The sequence below is a fragment of the Mesorhizobium sp. WSM4871 genome (assembly GCF_055811295.1).
Genome location: NZ_JBVVPU010000011.1, coordinates 266,135 through 284,106 on the forward strand (window position 1 = coordinate 266,135; position 17,972 = coordinate 284,106).

Here is a 17,972-nt window from a genome sequence, read left to right on the forward strand (position 1 = left end):
TTTCTATTTTAAGCATCGAATTTTCCCAAAACCGGTTCCCACTTTTGGGTCCGATGCTCATGGCACCACCGAGACGCGGATCTCGTAGATGTCGACCGACTTGCCTTGCTTGTCGAAGTCGGAATTGATGGCGATGGTGCCGGCGGCACCCGGACGCTTGTCGGGGAACCGCACATCAAACAGATATTCGTTGCGCTCGCGGCCGACCGCATAGCGCTTGCGGCCGCAGTCGCCGAGTTCGCCGAAATTGCAGTCGATGGAGATCTGCGTCTCCTTGCCTTCCTCGGAGCGGGCGAGGATGTCGAACGTCGCATGCTTGCCGGCGAGCTTGTCCAGCACGCCTTGCCCGACATCGAAGCTGATGGCCGAGCCGGAAGCGCCCGAACGGATGCGCAGGAACGAACCGCTGTCGTCCTGCATGACTTCGGCCTTGGCATCAGAGGGTGCACTGACGAGCGTTGGGTCGCTCGGCGAAAACACGTTGATCCAGTCGCGCGCCTGATCCGCCTCGCCGGGCTTCTGCGGCGAGGCCGTGTCCGCCGGCGGCGCGAAGTCGTCGTCGTCCACGGTCGGCGGCTCTTGCGGCGGCGCCGTATCGAGCTCCGCCGGCGTCTTGAAGACGCCGGTCTGAGCGGCGAAATACAGGCCGATGCCGGCTGCCGCGAGCAGGGTCACGCCAAGGAATATACCCGTCAGCGGCAAGCGGCGCCCCACCACCCGCCTTTCGTCGCGGTCGGGCGTCACCTCCGCCTCGTCGGCTTCCGTCGGCGCGGGGGCCGACATGTCGATCTCCGGAACGCCGGGGAAAACCGCTTCGGGCATGATATCGGGGACGACCGGCAGCACGCGCGACCGGGGTTCGTCGGATGGAGGAGGCTCTGCCGGCCCGTCGACGACGATGTCGGGCGACGGCGCCGGCTCGGCAGCTTCGACCGCAGGATCGCCATTTGCCGGCAGCTCGACCGCGGGCGCCGCCATGGCGTTGCCCTCTGCTGCCGCAGCGTTGTCCCCCGGCGCTGCCGCGGCGTTGTCCGCCGGCACGGCAATGTCGGGAACCGCCGGCAGGAATTCGGATTCGATTTCGGCGATCTTGGCCTGCACCGCCTTGCGGCGTTTGATGGCGACCTCCACCGTCACGTTCGGATTGGCCTGGAGAGCCCGGTCAAGTGCCGCGAAGGCCGACCGATAGACCCTCTCGCGAAACGCCCGGTCTTCGGCATTGCCTTTTTCGAAAGCATTCCGGATCGCTTTTTCGATGGCGTCCAAGCCGGATCCCTCTGCACGTTCGCTCACATTGTCATGATCGTTAGCCGCAGGCGACCAATCAATCAACGGGCGAGCGGCCGCATTCTGCCTTGCGGGCGCGTCCAAAGCCGATTTCCGCGGCTTTTCGGTAAAGAAATCAACATTTCTCGCCGATTTTTCCATCGCGTCGGCAAACAACCTGCTGGTGTGGCATCACGCGACAATGACGGTTCGGCGGTGTGGCTCCCCTTGATCCTGACATGGGCCGCGATCCGAATTGCCAAGTCCTTGCCTGAATTCGTGGCGGCCCATCTTGAATTCGCGGCGGGTTGCGTCTATCACCCAGCGCATCTTGGAGGCCTCGGGCTTCCCGGGCCGCTTTAGCTCAGTTGGTAGAGCACATCATTCGTAATGATGGGGTCGCGTGTTCGAGTCACGCAAGCGGCACCAGTTGTTTCCGCCTGTTTCCCCTGCAATCCCTGACTACTTGGCGACAGAAACGCCCGCGCCGTTTCCGACGCGGGTGCTTTTCGAACCCGTCAGCGCCTACCGGGCCCAATAGCCGGGGTGCCAGCGGTGATGAAACCAGACCCCGCGATGCCAACGGTGGACTGGGCGAAACCGCCGGTTCGGCACGCAATTGCCCCAATTGTTGACGTGCCAGCCGGGGCCGCATCGCCAGCCGACCGTTTCGACGGGGGTCTGGGCCGCGCCTGGCCTTGCCATCGGCATGGCCTGCGAACCGGCGCTCGACAGCATCAGGGTGCCCGCCGCAAGAGCGATGGGCAGAATGTGTTTGGTGAGCATGACTGTATTCTCCATGGTTCACACCCCTGGGGAATAAATAGCACCCGATCGGCTGAACGCCGGATGACATCGCAATCAAAAGTTCGTTGGCCCTTAGCGACCGGCAGCAGTTGAGTGTCTCGACGGCCACCGCATGGTCTTCCCGGACATGGCCGAGCGCCAGCGCAAGAGGGGGCTTCCCTCGAACGGACGAAGACAAGCCCGGATTTAAGCGTAGTTTCCTACGCTCGCTTCCCAAGTAGCATTGCGGACCGGAAGCTCTGTACGAAGTTCAAGCATTTATATGCAAACGGAATGGTCAACCTTGGGCGGGAGGCAATCCGGAGGCAGAGAATGTCAATTTCAGCAACGGCACCTATTGTCCAATTGGCAACAAAGCTCAATAGAAAGACCCAGCAAGCAACACACGTCCTGAGAGCAGAAGGGTTCGGTCGATTTCTCCAATTGTCAGCCTGGTCGTTGAGCGAACCACTTAGGTCGGTATGGCTCCGCCGCCGTGTTGCGGCCGATGCAAGGCAGGCATCGTCCAAGCTCAAGGCGGCAGAGCGAAATCGCGGATTGTTTATCGATTGCGGTTCAAACGTCGGCCAGGGGTATAAATACTTCTCTCGGTACTACACTCCCGACCGCTACGACTACGTTCTGGTCGAGCCCAACAGGAATTGCCTGCCGCACCTTGACGCCTTGCGTTCGGAAAATGCGACCATGGAGATTATCGTCAAGGCGGCAAGCGTCAAAGATGGCTTTGCCGAACTATTTGGTCCCCCTCCGGAGCGGTCGGGGCCCACCCACCAAGGATGCTCGATCGTCTTTGACCACAACGAAAGCTTGTATCAATCGCTACGATTTAGTCCTGACCTGGTCGAAACGTTTTCGCTGTCGCAGATGATCCGAGCGAAGCGTGAACTGTATGACGTGGTCGTTCTCAAGCTCGATGTCGAAGGGGCGGAGTACGAGATCCTTGACGACATGATCCGGTCTGGAAGCCATCGCGATCTCTATGCCGCATATGTGGAATTCCACTCCCTCAAAATGCGGACTCCCGAGAGACGAAAGAAACGCGTCGCAGAATTCCAAGTCATGGATGCATTCCGCAAGGCGGGCACGCGCTTCCGCGAATGGATTTAGGCGCTATGATCAAAAGGACGGGCAAGCCGGTCATCTCGATATGTGACCGGCTTGCCCGGACCCCTGAGTGGTTCGGTACCGAACCGGAGCGTTCAGTTTTCCAGATGCGAGCCCAATGACGCCACGGTCTTCAGCGCGCCATCGAGCATGTCGCCCTTCTCGTCCTTGAGCGCCGCTTCGCGCAGGCGCCTGATCCAATCGGCGGCATCGTCCCGGCCCTTGACCAGGTCGAGCGCCGAGAGCACGCGATCGAACTTGGATCGCGCGCGGGCATGGGTGTCGCTGTAGCCCTTGATCAGCCGGCGGCAGTTGAGGATCTCGACGGCCAAGGCGTAGTCTTGCCGGACATGGCCAAGCGCCAGATCATACCAGCGCTCCAGATGCTCGGTCTCGACCTTGTGGCGCAGCAGGCGACGACGCCAGCGGCGCAGGCCACCGATGAACCACAGCGCGGCAAAGCCGGCAAAGCTGTCGGTGCGGATGTGGCGGCCGCGATTGATGCGGCGGTCGAGAAAGGCGGCCAGCTTCGGCCGCGCCTCGATGTAGCTGCCAAGGCCTGCGGGCAGCGTGCCACAGAATTCCTCGATGCGCGGATGGAAATATTCGGTCACCTGCAGGACCGTCCCATCCTTGACGCCGACCTCGCGGCGCACGCGGCTGTCGCGGGTCGAACGGGTCTTCAAATCGGCGACGCGGATCATGTCGTCGTAGCACATGGCGTTGGCCAGATGCTTTGCCGCCGACACCGACAGCGCGAAGGCATGGTCGGGCCCGTAGCCGCCGGCATTGTCCAGGACGACCGCCCGGTCCAGCCGGTCGAGATACTCGCCGCCATAGGCGATATCCTGATAGTCGACGACTTTTTTCAGGCCAAGCATCGCCATGTCGCGAACAGGAGCCGGCAAAGCATCGATGCGGGCGGCCAATTGCCGCCAGCCCTTCAAGAGACTTTGCGGCCCGCTGACCCTTGCCGCCATGCCGGAACCGGTTTCGGGGGCCGCCAGCTTCTCCACCGTTTCCGAAGAGGCAGCGCCAGCAATGCCACGCGCGCGGTCAAAGGAAGCGCCGAAGGTGGCGAGGCTGGCCTTGACGCCGCGGCCGCCGGCGCTGACCGCCTGCTCGTAGCTTTCGCGCGTGAACGGCAACGCGCCGGAGCCGGCAAGCGCGCCAAGCAGGCTGGCCGAGATCATCGAGCCATTGTCGGCGGCGATCTTCTCCATGTCGAAGGCGATGAGATGTTTGGCGGCTGCTTCAGCCGTTGCGTGCACCTTGGCGGACGAGGCGCTGCCGTCGCCGGGTTCGATCTTTTCCGACACGGCGGCGATGCGGTGCGACGAGGTGATCAGCGTGGTGCGCTCAGGCGTGACGAAGCCGCGGATGATGGCGCGGCCGGCTTCCATCAGCTCGGCGGCAATCAGGATGTCGACATCGCCCTGCGACGGGGACAACGCAAAGACCGGCAGCCGGCCGGTGTCTCTGGCCATCTCGACATAGTAGATGGTGGCGCCGGTGCGCTGGGCGACGCCGGCGACCGAGGTCGATTGCGCGACATAACCGTTGCGCTCGGCGACATCGGTGATCCAGTCAGCCAGAACGCCGCCGCCCTGGCCGCCGACCGCCAGCACGGCAAGCTTGATGACGGGCTCGTCCGAAGCGTCGGCCCCAGGGCGAGATGATGGGACGGCGTCAAGCATCGGCGAAGGTCAGGCGCCGGCTTTCGCGCCGCCGCTGCAGCATGCCGATCGTTGAACGACGTGCGCTTTCGAGAAAGCGATCCCAGCGGCTTGGGTTGTGGACGACGTCGGCGCGGTAGAAGGACGGGCACAGCACCGCGGCATCCGCCACCTCACCGCAATTGCCGCAGCCGACGCAGCTCTGGTCGATATGCGCCACCGGATCGTCACGCAGCGGATCGTCGAGCGACTTCACCGACAGCGACGGGCAGCCGGAAAGCCGCATGCAGGCATGGTCGCCGGTGCAGATGTCCTCGTCGACGCCGAATTTCGGCTTCACTATCCGCTCGCCGCCCTTGATCGCCTTGTCGACCAGCGGCTTTTCACGGCGCTGCCGGTTGAGCATGCATTCGGACGAGGCGACGATGACTTTTGGCCCCTTCTCGCCCGTCGTCAGCGCCTCGCGCAGCGTGTCCTGCATCTTGCCGACATCATAGGTGCGGTCGATGTGGCGCAGCCATTTGACGCCCATGCCCTTCACCGCCTCGGTGATCGGATGCTTGGTCGACTTGGTCTTGTTGCCGGCGCGGGACGAAAGAATGTCCTGCCCCCCCGTCGCCGCTGAATAGAAATTGTCGACGATGACGATGACGCCGTCGTTCTTGTTGAACACCGCATTGCCGATCGAGGAGGTCAGGCCGTTGTGCCAGAAGCCGCCATCGCCGACGAAGGAGATCGAGCGGCGCTTGGCGTCAGGCGAATTGAAGGCCGAGGCCGAGGCCGGCCCCAGCCCGTAGCCCATGGTGGTGGCGCCGAGCTCGAAGGGCGGCATGATCGAGAACAGATGGCAGCCGATGTCGGAAGCGATGTGATGCTTGCCGAGTTCCTGCTCGACCAGCTTTGTCGCGGCGAAGATCGGCCGCTCCGGGCAGCCGATGCAGAAGCCGGGCGGACGGCCGGGAACGACGTTGATCAGGTCGGCGGCGTCGACGCCCTCGCCTGACTTGTTCGGCGCGCGCACCTCGCCCGGCAGCAGATACGGAGCCTCGGTGCGCAGGAAGGAGCCGATGCCGTCGAGCATGACCTGGCCGGTGTATTCGCCGGCCATCGGCAGGTGTTCCTTGCCGACGAGCTTCGTGCCGCGTCCGGCCTTGTGCAGCATCGCGGCAAAGGCCTGCTCGATATAGTTGGGCTGGCCTTCCTCGACGACGAGCACGGCGTCCTTGCCCTCGCAGAAGGACAGGAACTCGTCGTCGATCAGGGGATACACCGCATTGAGCACATAAAGCGGCACGTCAGTGTCGCCATAGGTGTCGGCGAGGCCGAGGCGCTGCAGCGCGCGGATGACCGCATTGTACATGCCGCCCTGCATGACGATGCCGACCGAGCCGTGATCCGAGCCGAAGAATTCGTTGATGTTGCGACTCTTGATGAAATCCACCGCTGCCGGCCAGCGTTTCTGGACCTTCTCCTTCTCATGCAGGAAGGAGGCGGGCGGCAGCACGATGCGGCCGGTGTCGCGGCGCGGTGCGTCCAGCGCATCGGCCACCGACATTGGCGGCCGCCTGTTGTCCTTGGCGATGAAATGGCCGTGCACATGGCAGCAGCGGATGCGCACCTGCAGCATGACGGGCGTGTTGGATGCCTCCGACAGCTCAAAACCGTCCTCCACCGCCTTGACGATCGACGGCAGATTGGGGCGCGGATCGAGCAGCCAGACCTGGCTCTTCATGGCGAAGGCATGGCTGCGCTCCTGCATGATCGAGGAGCCCTCGCCATAATCCTCGCCGACGATGATCAGCGCGCCGCCGGTGACACCGCCCGACGCCAGGTTGGCGAGCGCATCGGAGGCGACATTGGTGCCGACCGTCGACTTGAAGGTGGCCGCACCGCGGATCGGATAATGCACCGAGGCGGCCAGCATGGCGGTGGCGGTGGCTTCCGAGGCGCTGGCCTCGAAATGCACGCCGAGCTCGCCAAGGATATCCTGCGCGTCAGCCAGCACGTCCATCAAATGGCTGATCGGCGCGCCCTGGTAGCCACCGACATAGCCGACGCCGCATTGCAGCAGCGCCTTGGTGATGGCGAGGATGCCTTCGCCGGCAAACTCCTCGCCGGCGCCGAGCCGGAGTTTTTCGACTTCCTTGGCAAAAGACCGTTCGGCCATGGTGGCCTCCTTCCGTTGCCGCCCGGCAGGGCGGCGCGTACTTCAACTCAAATCTCGTGCTTGCGAATGTTCTTCAGCATCTTCAGCAGCGTGGCGATAAGGGTGGCGTATTCGGCATCGTCGATGCCGTCGAACATCGCCTCGAACGCGTCATGCATGGCCGGCCAGGCGCGGGTGAACTCGGCGCGGCCATCGTCGGTCAGGAACACGTGGCGAATGCGGCTGTCGGTGACGCCCTGCTCGCGCCGGACAAGACCTTGCCCTTCCAGCGTGTCGAGCGTGCGGCTCAAGGTCGACTGCTCGATCACCGTGTAGACCGAGAGGTCGTTGACGGTGACGCCGTCGGTGACGGAGAGCACGGCCAGCGTGCGGACTTGCGAAATGGTCAGGCCCTGCTTGCGGAACTCGTCGCGCAAGGTGGCGTTGTAGCGGCCCATGATGCGGTTCATCAGATAGGGCGCGAACTGCTGCAAGCCGATCTGGCCGAGGGTCGAGATGCGCTGGCGTTTTTCGGGAACGCTCTGCTCCATCACAGCCTCCCCGCCAGCAGGAAGCCGGAACCACCGCCAAGCCCGGCGCCGGGATGAGTGGAGGCGCCGATATGGTAGAGGCCCTTGATGCCGGTGTCGTGGTTGCGGCTCGCCTTGAACGGCCGCCACAGAAACGACTGGTCGATGGTCGAGGAGCCGCCATAGGGATCGCCGCCGACCAGGTTAATGTTCATGGCTTCGAGATCGGCCGGCGTATAGGCGCGGCGCGCGATCACGCTGTCCTTGAAGCCATCGATATGGTTGCCGAGGATCGCTTCAGCGCGATCGGCATAGGTCTCGCGCAGCTTCTCGGTCCATTGCCCGTCGGCCGGTGCCTCGAGTTTGCCGGCGGCATCGCCCTTGATGTGGCGTGGCGCCTCGGGCAATTGCAGCCACAGAACCGCCTTGCCGTCGGGACAGCGCGACGGGTCGAGCGCGTGCGGCTGGCCGACGCAGATGGTCGGCACCTCCGGCAGCAGGCCGCGCACCGCCTCGTTGCAGGCCTTGGACACACCATCGAGTCCCGGCGTCAGATGCAGCAGCGCCACCTTGTCCAGGCCCTCGCCGCGCCATGCGGGCGGCTTGTCCAACGCGTAATGGATCTGGAAATTGCCCTTGCCGTAGCGGTATTTTTGCGTCGCTTCGACGGCTGCCTCCGGCGCGTCCTTGCCTAGGAGGCGGCCGTAAAGCTGTGTCGGCGTGACCGAGCAGATGATGCTCCTGTTCGCCATAATCGTCTCGCCCGAGGCCAGCCGCACGCCACTGGCGCGACCATTGCTCTGAACGATTGAGGCGACGTCGGCGCCGGTGCGGATGTCGCCGCCCCGCTCCCTGATCAAGGCCTCGAATGCGGCCAGCAGGTTCCTCGCCCCGCCCTTGACGATCGGCGCGCCGGCGGCCTCCAGCGCAAAGGCGATCACCTTGGCGATCTGGCCGGAGAAAGCGTCTTCAGGCCCCAGGCCTGCATGCAGCACCCAGGGCGCCCACAGCGCGCGGATGGTTTCGGATTGATAGGTGCTTTCCAGCCAGCCGCGCGCCGGCACCAGCGCTTCGCCAAGAAAGCCGGCAAGATTGCGCGGGCTTCGCCGCCATGCTTCGCCGGCGAGCAGCCTGGTCGTCGGGTAGGACCACAGGCTGCCGCCGAGCAGGCCGAACAGCAGGCCGGCATCGCGCTCGATACCGCCGACATCACTGCCGTGCCGGTCGCCGTCGCCTGAGGCAACCTCATTGAGCGCGGCGATATTGGCGGCACGGTCGGTGCTAAGCACAGCATGACTGCCATCCGGCCTGAGCACACCGGTAGGCGTGGCGGTGTGGCAGAACTCGAGCCCGTGCCGCGCCAGGTCCTTGCCAAGCGCGGCAAAGGCCGGCGAGGTGATGAACAGGACAAAGGTCGTCGCCATCACATCATGGACGAAGCCGGGCGCGGTGATCTCCTCGGTGCGCATGCAGCCGCCAATGCGGTCGTTGCGCTCAAGCACCAGCACCTTCGCGCCCTTGCCGCCAAGCATCGCCGCGCAGACCAGCGCGTTGATGCCGCTGCCGACGATGATGTGATCGGGCGCGTTCATAGAGGGTTGCTCCCGGCAGGCAGGTTGGGGGCAATTGCGCGCGGTGGCGCTCTACGGCGCCCCCCTCTGTCCTGCCGGACATCTCCCCCTCTAGGGGGGAGATTTGCAGCTTCAGCGCCCCGCTCATTCCTGCGGCTTTGGAGATTGGCGAAGATGGCGACGACAGCCAATCTCCAAGGCAGCCGCTCCCAATCCATCACTACAGCGTTGCCTGCGAGCATGATCTTCTCCCGAAGACCGCCAACTGCCCTATTTCCCTGGCACCAGCGCCAGCGCGCGGATCGGGCTGCCGGTGCCGTGCTCGATCTTGAGCGGCGCGGCGATCAGGATGGCGCCCTTGGGCGGCAGCCGATCAAGGTTGCAGAGGCTGGCGAGGCCGTAGCGATTGGCCTTGTGCATAAGCGTGTGCGCCGGGAATGGCGGCTCCATCCCCCCTGCTTTGCCTGCATCTGTGCCGATCGTCTCGCTGCCCCAGCCCTTGATGTCCTTGCCGATCAGGAACTGGATGGCTTCCGCCGTCGGGCCGGGCGTATGCGGGCCGGTCTCGTCGGCATTGAGGAATTCGGCTTCCGAACCGTTGCGCTTGTACCAGTCGGTGCGCATCACCACCCACTCGCCGGCATTGATCGCGCCATGCTTGGCTTCCCATGCCTTGATGTGATCGACCGTGAGCAGGAAATCGTGGTCGGCGGCGGCTTCCCCGGAGCAGTCGATGACGTTGACCGGGCCGACGAAGTTCTGCGCCGGAATGGTGTCGGTGGCGCCGTCCGGATAGTCCTTGCCGGTGATCCAGTGCTGCGGCGCGTCGAAATGCGTGCCCGAATGTTCGCCGAGCTTCAGCCAGTTCCACGCCCACCACGGACCGTTCTTGTCATAGCGGGAGATCGAATGGATCTCGACCTTCGGCGTGTCGACGGCAAGCTCCGGCGGCAACTTGATCAGCGGCGTGTCCGGCCCGAGCGGCGCCGACAGGTCGACCACCTGGATGGCGCCGGAAAGAAGCTGGCCGGCGACCTCGCCGAGAAGTTTTTGCGTGTCCATGGTCTCTGTTCCCTCTTGGTGGATAGCTCTGAAGGCTCGTTGCGGCCCTTAATATCCTACTAGACGAAAACATATGCATCTGCAATTATCTTTAAGCATAAAGGAAATGGGTTGGGTGGGCGTGAGCGAGTTTGACGCCATATTCGTCGGGGCGGGCCACAACAGTCTGGCATGCGCCGCGCATCTGGCGCTCAAGGGTTGGAAAATCGGGGTTTTCGAGCGTAGCGAAACCATCGGCGGCGCCGTCCAGACCCGCGAATTCACACTGCCCGGCTTCCGGCACGATTTCGGTGCGATGAATCTCAGCCTGTTCGCCGGCTCTGCCTTCCACCGGAAATATGCAAATGAATTGAAAACGCACGGGCTGGAATTCTCCCCCGTAGCCGACTGCTTCGCCAGCGCCTTCCCTGACGGTCGCTGGTTCGGCGTCAGCAACGACCTGGAAAAGACCGCCTCGCGCCTCGCCGCCTTCTCGCAGGCCGACGCCGCCACCTGGCGGCGGCTGGTCGCGGCCTTCCCTGGAGAAGCCGAGCATCTGTTCAGAGTGCTGGGTTCGCCGATGAGTGCCCGCGCTCTTGCCGGCACCGCGTGGAACCTGTGGCGCAAGAAAGGCATGTCCGGCGCGCTCGACACCGGGCGGTTGCTGCTGTCGTCGCCCCGCGCCTGGCTGGAGGAGAATTTCGAAACTGCGCATGTCAGGACGACGCTCGCCGCCTGGGGCATGCATCTCGATTTCGCCCCCGACATCGCCGGCGGCGCCGTGTTCCCCTATCTGGAATCGATGGCCAACCAGTGCTTCGGCATGGTGCTGGGCAAGGGCGGCGCCGACACCATCATCCGCGCGCTATCAGGCATGGTCACATCAGCCGGCGGCAAGATCGCCACCGGCGCGGAAGTGGCCGAGATCACTGTTGCCGCCGGCAAGGCGACCGGCGTGCGGCTTGCGTCCGGCGACTTCCACATCGCCACCAAGGCAGTCATCGCCGGCGTTGCGCCGAGGGCGCTGCCCGGCAAGCTTTTGCCCGATGGCTCCGGCGACGCCGGCTTCGACATGGCAATGAAAAAATTCCGCCACGCACCGGGAACGATGATGATCCACCTGGCGCTGGACGATTTGCCGGACTGGCGCGCCGGGCCTGAGCTTCGGCAGTTCGCCTATGTGCATCTGTCGCCATCGCTCGACGCCATGTCACGCACGTATCAGCAGGCGATGGCGGGCATGCTGCCGGACGAGCCGGTGCTGGTCGTCGGCCAGCCGACCGCGGTCGATCCTTCGCGCGCACCCGAGGGCAAGCATGTGCTGTGGGTGCAGGTGCGCATGCTGCCGGCCGAGATATCGGGCGATGCGGCAGGCCTGATCGCGCCGGAGCACTGGGACGCGGTCAAGGAGCACTATGCCGAGCGCGTGCTCGACATCATCGAGCGCTACGCGCCCGGCCTGCGCCAGAAGATCCTCGGCCGCGCCGTGTTCTCGCCGCTCGACCTCGAGCGCGAGAACCCTAACCTCGTCGGCGGCGACCAAGTCTGCGGCAGCCACCATCTGGCGCAGAATTTTTTGTTTCGCCCGGCACGTGGATACGCCGGCTGGAACACGCCGGTCGGCAATCTGCATCTCACGGGCGCGGCGACCTGGCCGGGCGCCGGCACCGGCGCGGCCTCGGGCTACATGCTCGCGCAACAGCTTGGCGGGAGGTAGAAACAGGATTCTTCCGGATGAAGGAAACTTCTGGTGTGAAGGAGGGGCGAGGCGCGGTCGCCCAAGGAGCCTGAACCCACTGATCAGTCACAGACGCCGCGCAAAGAAAATACAACCAACAGGGGAACGACCATGACAATCAACAGACGCGAATTGCTCGGATACAGTGCGGCGGCACTTGGCGCAGCCGCCATCGGCTTGCCGCAGATCGCCAAGGCGGCCGGCGAACTCACCATCGCCTACAATGTCAACCTGCCGTCCTGGGATCCGACCACGGGGCCATCGGCGGTCAACCCGACCATTCAGGGTCTCTACCAGTCGGTGTTCGACCAGTTCATCCCGCAGAAGCCGGACCTTTCCTTCGCGCCCGGCCTGCTCACCGAATGGGGCTGGAACGACGACCGCACCAAGATGATGATGACGGTGCGCGAGGGCGTGACCTGGCATGACGGCTCCCCCTTCACGGCCGAGGACGTGGTGTGGTCGCTGCAGCGGGCGGGCGACGAAAAGACCGGAAACCCCATCCAGTTCGTCTGGAAGAACGTCAACAACTTCAAGATCGACGGCAACAAGATCACCGGCGACGTGGTGCAGTTCGACCCGGTGTATTTCAAGTGGATGTCGTTCCTGACCGGCTACATCATGCCGAAGGCCTACTACGAGAAGGTCGGCGCCGAGGGCTTCGAAAAGGCGCCGATCGGCACCGGCCCCTACATGGTCGACAAGTTCGAGCGCAACGCCTTCCTGCGGCTGAAGGCCAACCCGAACTATTGGGGCGGCAAGCCGGCCTTCGAGAATGTGACGATCAAGTTCGTCACCGACGCGGCGAGCCGCGTCGCCGAAATCGAATCCGGCTCCTCGCAGGTGACGCTCGAAATCCCCTATGAGGAGTATGACCGGCTGATCGCCAAGGACGGGCTGGCCGGCTCGTGCAAGAACGTCTCCGACATCGGCATGATCTTCTTCAACGACATCGAGGTGATGCTGGACAAGAATGTGCGCCAGGCCGCGGTGATGGCCGTCGACAAGAAGCTTTTGGTAGACCGGCTGCTGCGCGGCTACGGCCAGCCGATCGACACGCTGGAAACGCCGGAATACGCCGCCTACGATCCCTCCATCAAGGTCGAGCACAATCCGGAAAAGGCCAAGGAATTGCTCGCCGCATCCGGCTATTCGACGGAGAAGCCGGTCAAGTTCACGATCCAGACGACCAAGGGCTTCAAGCCCAAGGACTACGAGATGATCCAGGCGATCGTCGGCATGTGGCGCAAGGTCGGCATCGAGGCCACGATCGAGGTCTACGAGATCGCCAAGCACTATGAGCTGCGCGCCGCCGACAAGCTGGCGCCGGCCGCCTTCTACAATTGGGGCAACGCCATCGGCGATCCGACGACGTCGACCGGCTTTGCGATGTACGGGCCGAGCCCGCATTCGGTGTGGGACAGCCAGGACCTGATCGACATGATCAACCCGCTGTGGGGCGAGAAGGATGAGGCCAAGCGCATTGCCGGCTGGAAGGCCGTCGACAAATACATCGCCGAGCAGGCCTATGTGCTGCCGCTGATGCAATATGCGCAGCCGATCGTGCATGCCAAGGGCGTCAATGTGGTGCAGCATGTCTCCGGCGCGCTGCTGCCGGCGCTGATGACCCCGGCCTGATAGACTGCATGCGCGCCACCGCAAAAAGGTGGCGCGCCCCTTTTCGCCAGATGTACAGGCGACCATGCTTCTGCAAAGATTTCTGATCCGCCTGCTGACGATGGCGATCACGCTGTTTGGCGTGGCCGTCGTGGTCTTCGTCGTCATTCGCGTCGCGCCCGGCGACCCGATCGCGATGATGTTGCCGCCAGGTGCCACCGATGCCGACATTGCCCGGTTGCGCGCGCTCTACGGGCTCGACAAGACCATCGTGCAGCAGTTCTTCATCTGGCTGTCCGGCGTCGTGAGAGGCGATTTCGGCACATCGATCTCGCTGCGCCAGGACGTGCTGGGGCTGGTGTTCAACCGGCTGCCCGCGACGCTGGAGCTCGCCATCACAGCACTTCTGATGGCAGTGGCTATCGGCGGCACGGCGGCGATCCTCGGCGCGCGCGAACGCGGCACCGCGGTCGAGGCCGGCATCGACATAGCCAGCGGCACGGCGCTTTCCATTCCCGATTTCCTGTGGGGCCTCGTGCTGATCCTCTTGTTCGGCGTGCTGATCCCGGTGTTCGACATTTCCGGGCGCGTCTCGCCGCAACTCGACCTGCCCTTCGTCACCCAGTTTTACCTCGTCGAGAGCATCCTGCGGCTGCGCTTCGACCTGACCTGGGATCTGTTGAAACACATGCTGATGCCGGCGGTTGCGCTAGCGCTGCCGCTCGCGGCAATCATCGCGCAACTGCTGAAACAATCGCTGAAGGAGGTGCTCGACCTCGACTATGTCGTGCTCGCGCGGGTGAAGGGATTCTCGGAAACGCAGGTGGTCCTGCGCGAGGCGCTTAAGAACGCCGCGCTGCCGACGCTGACGTTGGTCGGCGTGCAATTCACCTTCCTGATCGGCGGCACGGTCATCGTCGAGCGGCTGTTTTCCTATGAAGGTCTCGGCAACATGGCGATCGATGCCGTGATCAACCGCGACCTGCCGCTGATCCAGGGCATCGTGCTGGTCTTCGCGCTGCTGTTCGTACTCATCAACCTCACCGTGGACATGATGTATGCGCTGCTCAATCCGAGGCTGCGCCATGGATGAGGCACGCATCGGCAGGCGCGGCTTGGGGCCAAGGCTGTGGCTTGCCGGCGGCTGGTTGCTGCTCGCGCTGCTGGCCGCGATCTTTGCACCGCTGGTCGCGCCGCAGGATCCGCTGGCGCAGGACCTGATGTTCGAACGCCTGCCGCCGTTCTGGATGAGCGGTGCCGAGCCGGGCTACTGGCTCGGCACCGACAGCCTCGGTCGCGATCTCCTGTCACGACTGATCTTCGGCGGCCGCATCGCCTTTGTCGTTGCCTTCGCAGCGGCCATTGCCGCCTGCCTGGTCGGCGCTTCGCTCGGGCTGATCGCCGGCTATTTCGGCGGCTGGGCCGACCGCATCATCTCGCGCATCGTCGATATATGGATGGCGTTCCCCCCGGTGCTGTTCGCCATCCTGCTGGTCGCCGTGCTCGGCACCGGCCTGAGCTCGGTCATCATTGCCATCGCCGTCATCGACTGGACGCGCTTTTGCCGGGTGATCCGTGCCGAGGCGATGGGGCAGGCGCGCATGGACTATGTCGAGAATGCGCGTATCGCCGGCTATGGCCGCATCGGCATCATGCTGCGCGAAGTGCTGCCCAATGTGGTGCCGTCGATCGTGGTGCTGCTGTCGCTGGAAATGGGCATTGCCGTGATCGTCGAGGCGATCCTGTCCTTCGTCAATCTGTCGATCTCGACCGACGACCCGACCTGGGGCGGCATCATCGCCGAGGGCCGGCTGTCGATCCATCAGGCCTGGTGGGTGCTGGTGTTTCCGCTGATCACGCTGATCCTGACCGTGCTGTCATTCAGCCAGTTCGGCGAGGCGCTGAAGGCTCGTTTCGATCCGGTGCTGCGATGAGCGCCGCTTGCCTCGATATTCGAAACCTCAGCGCCGCGCTGGCGAACGGACAGCGCGTGCTGCGTTCGGTGTCGCTCGCCGTCCAGCCCGGCGAGGTGCGCGCGCTGGTCGGCGAGAGCGGCGCCGGCAAGACGATGATCGGCAAAGCGGTGCTCGGCGTGCTGCCGTCCAGCGTGCACATCGTCGAAGGCGAAATGCTGCTGGAAGGCGAGGATCTCGGCCGGCTTCAACCGAAGGCGCGGCGCACGCTGATCGGCGCCCGCACGGCGCTGATCCCGCAGGATCCGCTGACCGCGCTCAACCCGTCGCGCCGCATCGGCCCGCAGATGACGGATAGGCTGGTGCGCATTCTTGGCTGGAGCGGACAGAGGGCGGACGCCCGCATCCGCCAGTTGCTGGACGAGGTGCAGATCCGCGACCCGGACCGCGTGCTGAGAAGCTATCCGCACGAGCTTTCCGGCGGCATGCGCCAGCGTGTGCTGATTGCGGCTGCCTTTGCCGCCGAGCCCCGACTGATCGTTGCCGACGAGCCGACGACGGCGCTCGACGTGACCGTGCAGAAACAGATTTTGCGGCTGATCGCGCAATTGCAGCGCGACCACGGGACGGCGATCCTGTTCGTCACCCATGATCTCGGCGTCGTCGCCAAGATCAGCCAGAAAGTGTCGGTGCTCTATGCCGGCAAGGTGGTCGAAGAAGCCGACACGGCGGCGCTTTTCGCAGCACCTCAACACCCCTACACGCGGGCGCTGATGGCGGCGACGCCGCGCTACACCGATCCGCTCGCCTCGCTGAAACCGGTGGATGAGGCGGTGCTGGCCGGACTGGCAACGGAGATCGCCGCCGCCGACCGGGCCTGGAGGCCGCCGCATGGCTAAGTCGCTCATCTCCGTGCGCGGGCTGAAGGTTGCGCTGCCCGACATGACGCGCAAGCCGCTGATCGGCCGTGCGCCCTTGGCCGAAATCCTGAAAGGCCTGGATTTCGACCTGCCCAGGGGATCGGTGACCGGCATCGTCGGCGAATCCGGTTCGGGCAAATCGACGCTCGGGCGCGCTTTGGTGCGGTTGCTGGAGCCGAGCGCCGGCAGCATCACATTCGACGGCCGCGACATCACGCATCTGCCGGAGGCGGAGCTGCGGCCGCTGCGCCGCAATCTGCAGATGATCTTCCAGGATCCGATGTCGTCGCTCAACCCGCGCCGCACCATTGCCAGCATCATCGCCGCCCCGCTCAAGCAGAACGGTCTCGGCGACAGGCTCAAGCAGCGCGTGGCGGAAGCCTTGCAGCGCGTCGGCCTGCCGCAAAGCTTCGCCAGGCGCTACCGCCACGAACTGTCGGGCGGCCAGCGCCAGCGTGTCGGCATCGCACGCGCCTTGGCGCTGTCGCCAAAATTCGTGCTGGCCGACGAGATCGTCTCCGGCCTCGATGTGTCGACGCAGGCGCAGATCCTGACGCTGCTGGAAAAGCTGGCCGCAGAGATGGGCCTGACCGTTGCCTTCATCAGCCATGATCTGTCGGTGATCCGGCGGCTGTGCCAACAGGTGATCGTCATGCGCGAAGGCAGGATCGTCGAAGCCAGCGCCACCGACGCCTTGTTCGAAAATCCACAGCAGGCTTACACGCGCGACCTCATCGCGGCCATTCCGCTGCCCGAGATCGATGCGGATTGGCTGCAACCCGCCGCGACATCCCCGGCATGAGAAAGCTCAACGCATCCGCACGCCGAAAAGCGGGCCTCGGACGTGCGCCGACCAGACAGACCGCGAAACGGAGGGTGACTGGAATGAAATACGCGATCAGAAACACGATGCTTGCGGCCGCCTTGCTTGGCTCGATGAGTGCGGCCTGGGCCGATACGATACCCGGCATGCGCGGCCACGACCACACCGGCATCACCGTGCCCGACATGAAGCAGGCCGTCGATTTCTTCACCGAAGTGGTGGGCTGCAAGAAGGCGATGGCGTTCGGTCCCTTCGCCGACGACAAGGGCACGTTCATGCAGGATCTGCTTGGCGTCGACCCCAAGGCAGTGATCGAGGAGATCACCCTGGTGCGCTGCGGTTACGGATCGAACATCGAACTGTTCAAATACACCGCGCCGGACCAGAAGGACGCGACACCGAAGAACAGCGATATCGGTGGCTATCACATCGCCTTCTATGTCGATGACGTCGCCGCGGCCAAGGCATATCTCGACGCCAAGGGCGTGAAGACACGGATGGGGCCGCTGCCAGTCAAGGAGGGGCCGGCCGCCGGGCAGACCATCCTCTATTTCCAGGCACCCTGGGGACTGCAACTGGAAGCGATCAGCTATCCCGAGGGCATGGCCTACGAGAAGGGTGCCGAAACGGTGCTGTGGAGCCCCAAGAGCCCGGAAAAGTAATCCGGGAGCGGGGGGGGGGGGGGGGGGCCCCCCCCCCGCCCCCCCCCCCCCCCCGCCGCGGGGGGGGGGGTTTTGTTTTTTTTTTTTTTTTTTTTTTTTTTGTGTGGGGGGGGGGGGGGGGGGGGGGGGGGGGGGGGGGGGGGGGGGGGGGGGGGGGG

16 protein-coding genes and 1 tRNA gene are annotated in these 17,972 nt (G+C 64.3%); 10 read left to right on the forward strand and 7 right to left on the reverse strand.

Annotated features, from left to right (window positions below):
* Positions 1-57 precede the first annotated feature (57 nt).
* Positions 58-1,266 (reverse strand): hypothetical protein, encoded by a 1,209-nt coding sequence (locus AC0L2H_RS23200; protein ID WP_473592375.1) that lies wholly within the window; start codon positions 1,264-1,266, stop codon positions 58-60.
* A gap of 353 nt (positions 1,267-1,619) precedes the next feature.
* Between AC0L2H_RS23200 and AC0L2H_RS23205 the strand changes: the two genes are divergently transcribed.
* Positions 1,620-1,695: transfer RNA gene (locus AC0L2H_RS23205), tRNA-Thr, on the forward strand.
* Between the two features lie 96 nt (positions 1,696-1,791).
* On the opposite strand, the gene AC0L2H_RS23210 is transcribed toward AC0L2H_RS23205, so the two are convergent.
* Complete coding sequence (locus AC0L2H_RS23210) at positions 1,792-2,052, reverse strand: GCG_CRPN prefix-to-repeats domain-containing protein (protein ID WP_473592377.1); 261 nt, start codon at positions 2,050-2,052, stop codon at positions 1,792-1,794.
* A 333-nt stretch (positions 2,053-2,385) separates the two neighbouring features.
* Between AC0L2H_RS23210 and AC0L2H_RS23215 the strand changes: the two genes are divergently transcribed.
* Positions 2,386-3,180 (forward strand): FkbM family methyltransferase, encoded by a 795-nt coding sequence (locus tag AC0L2H_RS23215; RefSeq protein ID WP_473592378.1) that lies wholly within the window; start codon positions 2,386-2,388, stop codon positions 3,178-3,180.
* 92 nt (positions 3,181-3,272) lie between these two features.
* On the opposite strand, the gene AC0L2H_RS23220 is transcribed toward AC0L2H_RS23215, so the two are convergent.
* The 5 genes from AC0L2H_RS23220 to AC0L2H_RS23240 form a co-directional block, all read right to left on the reverse strand.
* Entirely contained in the window at positions 3,273-4,874 is a 1,602-nt protein-coding gene (locus tag AC0L2H_RS23220) for an indolepyruvate oxidoreductase subunit beta family protein (RefSeq protein ID WP_473592379.1), read from the reverse strand.
* A complete protein-coding gene (locus tag AC0L2H_RS23225) occupies positions 4,867-7,020 on the reverse strand; it encodes a thiamine pyrophosphate-dependent enzyme (protein WP_473592380.1) in 2,154 nt (717 codons plus the stop codon). Before AC0L2H_RS23225 ends, AC0L2H_RS23220 begins: the two co-directional genes overlap by 8 nt.
* Positions 7,021-7,067: 47 nt before the next feature.
* Entirely contained in the window at positions 7,068-7,550 is a 483-nt protein-coding gene (locus tag AC0L2H_RS23230) for a MarR family winged helix-turn-helix transcriptional regulator (protein ID WP_473592381.1), read from the reverse strand.
* A complete protein-coding gene (locus AC0L2H_RS23235) occupies positions 7,550-9,121 on the reverse strand; it encodes a phytoene desaturase family protein (protein WP_473592382.1) in 1,572 nt (523 codons plus the stop codon). The genes AC0L2H_RS23230 and AC0L2H_RS23235 overlap by 1 nt, the downstream gene beginning before the upstream one ends.
* Before the next feature lie 249 nt (positions 9,122-9,370).
* Positions 9,371-10,162 carry a cyclase family protein gene (locus AC0L2H_RS23240; RefSeq protein ID WP_473592384.1) on the reverse strand — a complete coding sequence of 264 codons (792 nt, stop codon included), beginning with the start codon at positions 10,160-10,162 and terminating at the stop codon, positions 9,371-9,373.
* A 121-nt stretch (positions 10,163-10,283) separates the two neighbouring features.
* Between AC0L2H_RS23240 and AC0L2H_RS23245 the strand changes: the two genes are divergently transcribed.
* The 8 genes from AC0L2H_RS23245 to AC0L2H_RS23280 form a co-directional block, all read left to right on the forward strand.
* Complete coding sequence (locus AC0L2H_RS23245; protein ID WP_473592385.1) at positions 10,284-11,858, forward strand: phytoene desaturase family protein; 1,575 nt, start codon at positions 10,284-10,286, stop codon at positions 11,856-11,858.
* 132 nt (positions 11,859-11,990) lie between these two features.
* The gene (locus tag AC0L2H_RS23250; protein WP_473592386.1) at positions 11,991-13,517 is read left to right on the forward strand and encodes an ABC transporter substrate-binding protein; all 1,527 of its coding nucleotides are present in this window, start codon (positions 11,991-11,993) and stop codon (positions 13,515-13,517) included.
* Between the two features lie 64 nt (positions 13,518-13,581).
* Positions 13,582-14,589, forward strand: a complete 1,008-nt coding sequence (locus tag AC0L2H_RS23255) for an ABC transporter permease (protein ID WP_473592387.1) — start codon at positions 13,582-13,584, stop codon at positions 14,587-14,589.
* On the forward strand, positions 14,582-15,430 hold the full coding sequence (locus tag AC0L2H_RS23260) for an ABC transporter permease (protein WP_473592388.1): 849 nt from the start codon (positions 14,582-14,584) through the stop codon (positions 15,428-15,430). The genes AC0L2H_RS23255 and AC0L2H_RS23260 overlap by 8 nt, the downstream gene beginning before the upstream one ends.
* On the forward strand, positions 15,427-16,308 hold the full coding sequence (locus AC0L2H_RS23265; RefSeq protein WP_473592390.1) for an ABC transporter ATP-binding protein: 882 nt from the start codon (positions 15,427-15,429) through the stop codon (positions 16,306-16,308). The genes AC0L2H_RS23260 and AC0L2H_RS23265 overlap by 4 nt, the downstream gene beginning before the upstream one ends.
* On the forward strand, positions 16,301-17,131 hold the full coding sequence (locus tag AC0L2H_RS23270) for an ATP-binding cassette domain-containing protein (RefSeq protein WP_473592391.1): 831 nt from the start codon (positions 16,301-16,303) through the stop codon (positions 17,129-17,131). Before AC0L2H_RS23265 ends, AC0L2H_RS23270 begins: the two co-directional genes overlap by 8 nt.
* A gap of 83 nt (positions 17,132-17,214) precedes the next feature.
* On the forward strand, positions 17,215-17,814 hold the full coding sequence (locus tag AC0L2H_RS23275; RefSeq protein WP_473592392.1) for a VOC family protein: 600 nt from the start codon (positions 17,215-17,217) through the stop codon (positions 17,812-17,814).
* On the forward strand, positions 17,787-17,972 hold a 186-nt coding region (locus AC0L2H_RS23280), incomplete at its 3' end, for a hypothetical protein (protein WP_473592393.1). The genes AC0L2H_RS23275 and AC0L2H_RS23280, both read left to right, overlap by 28 nt.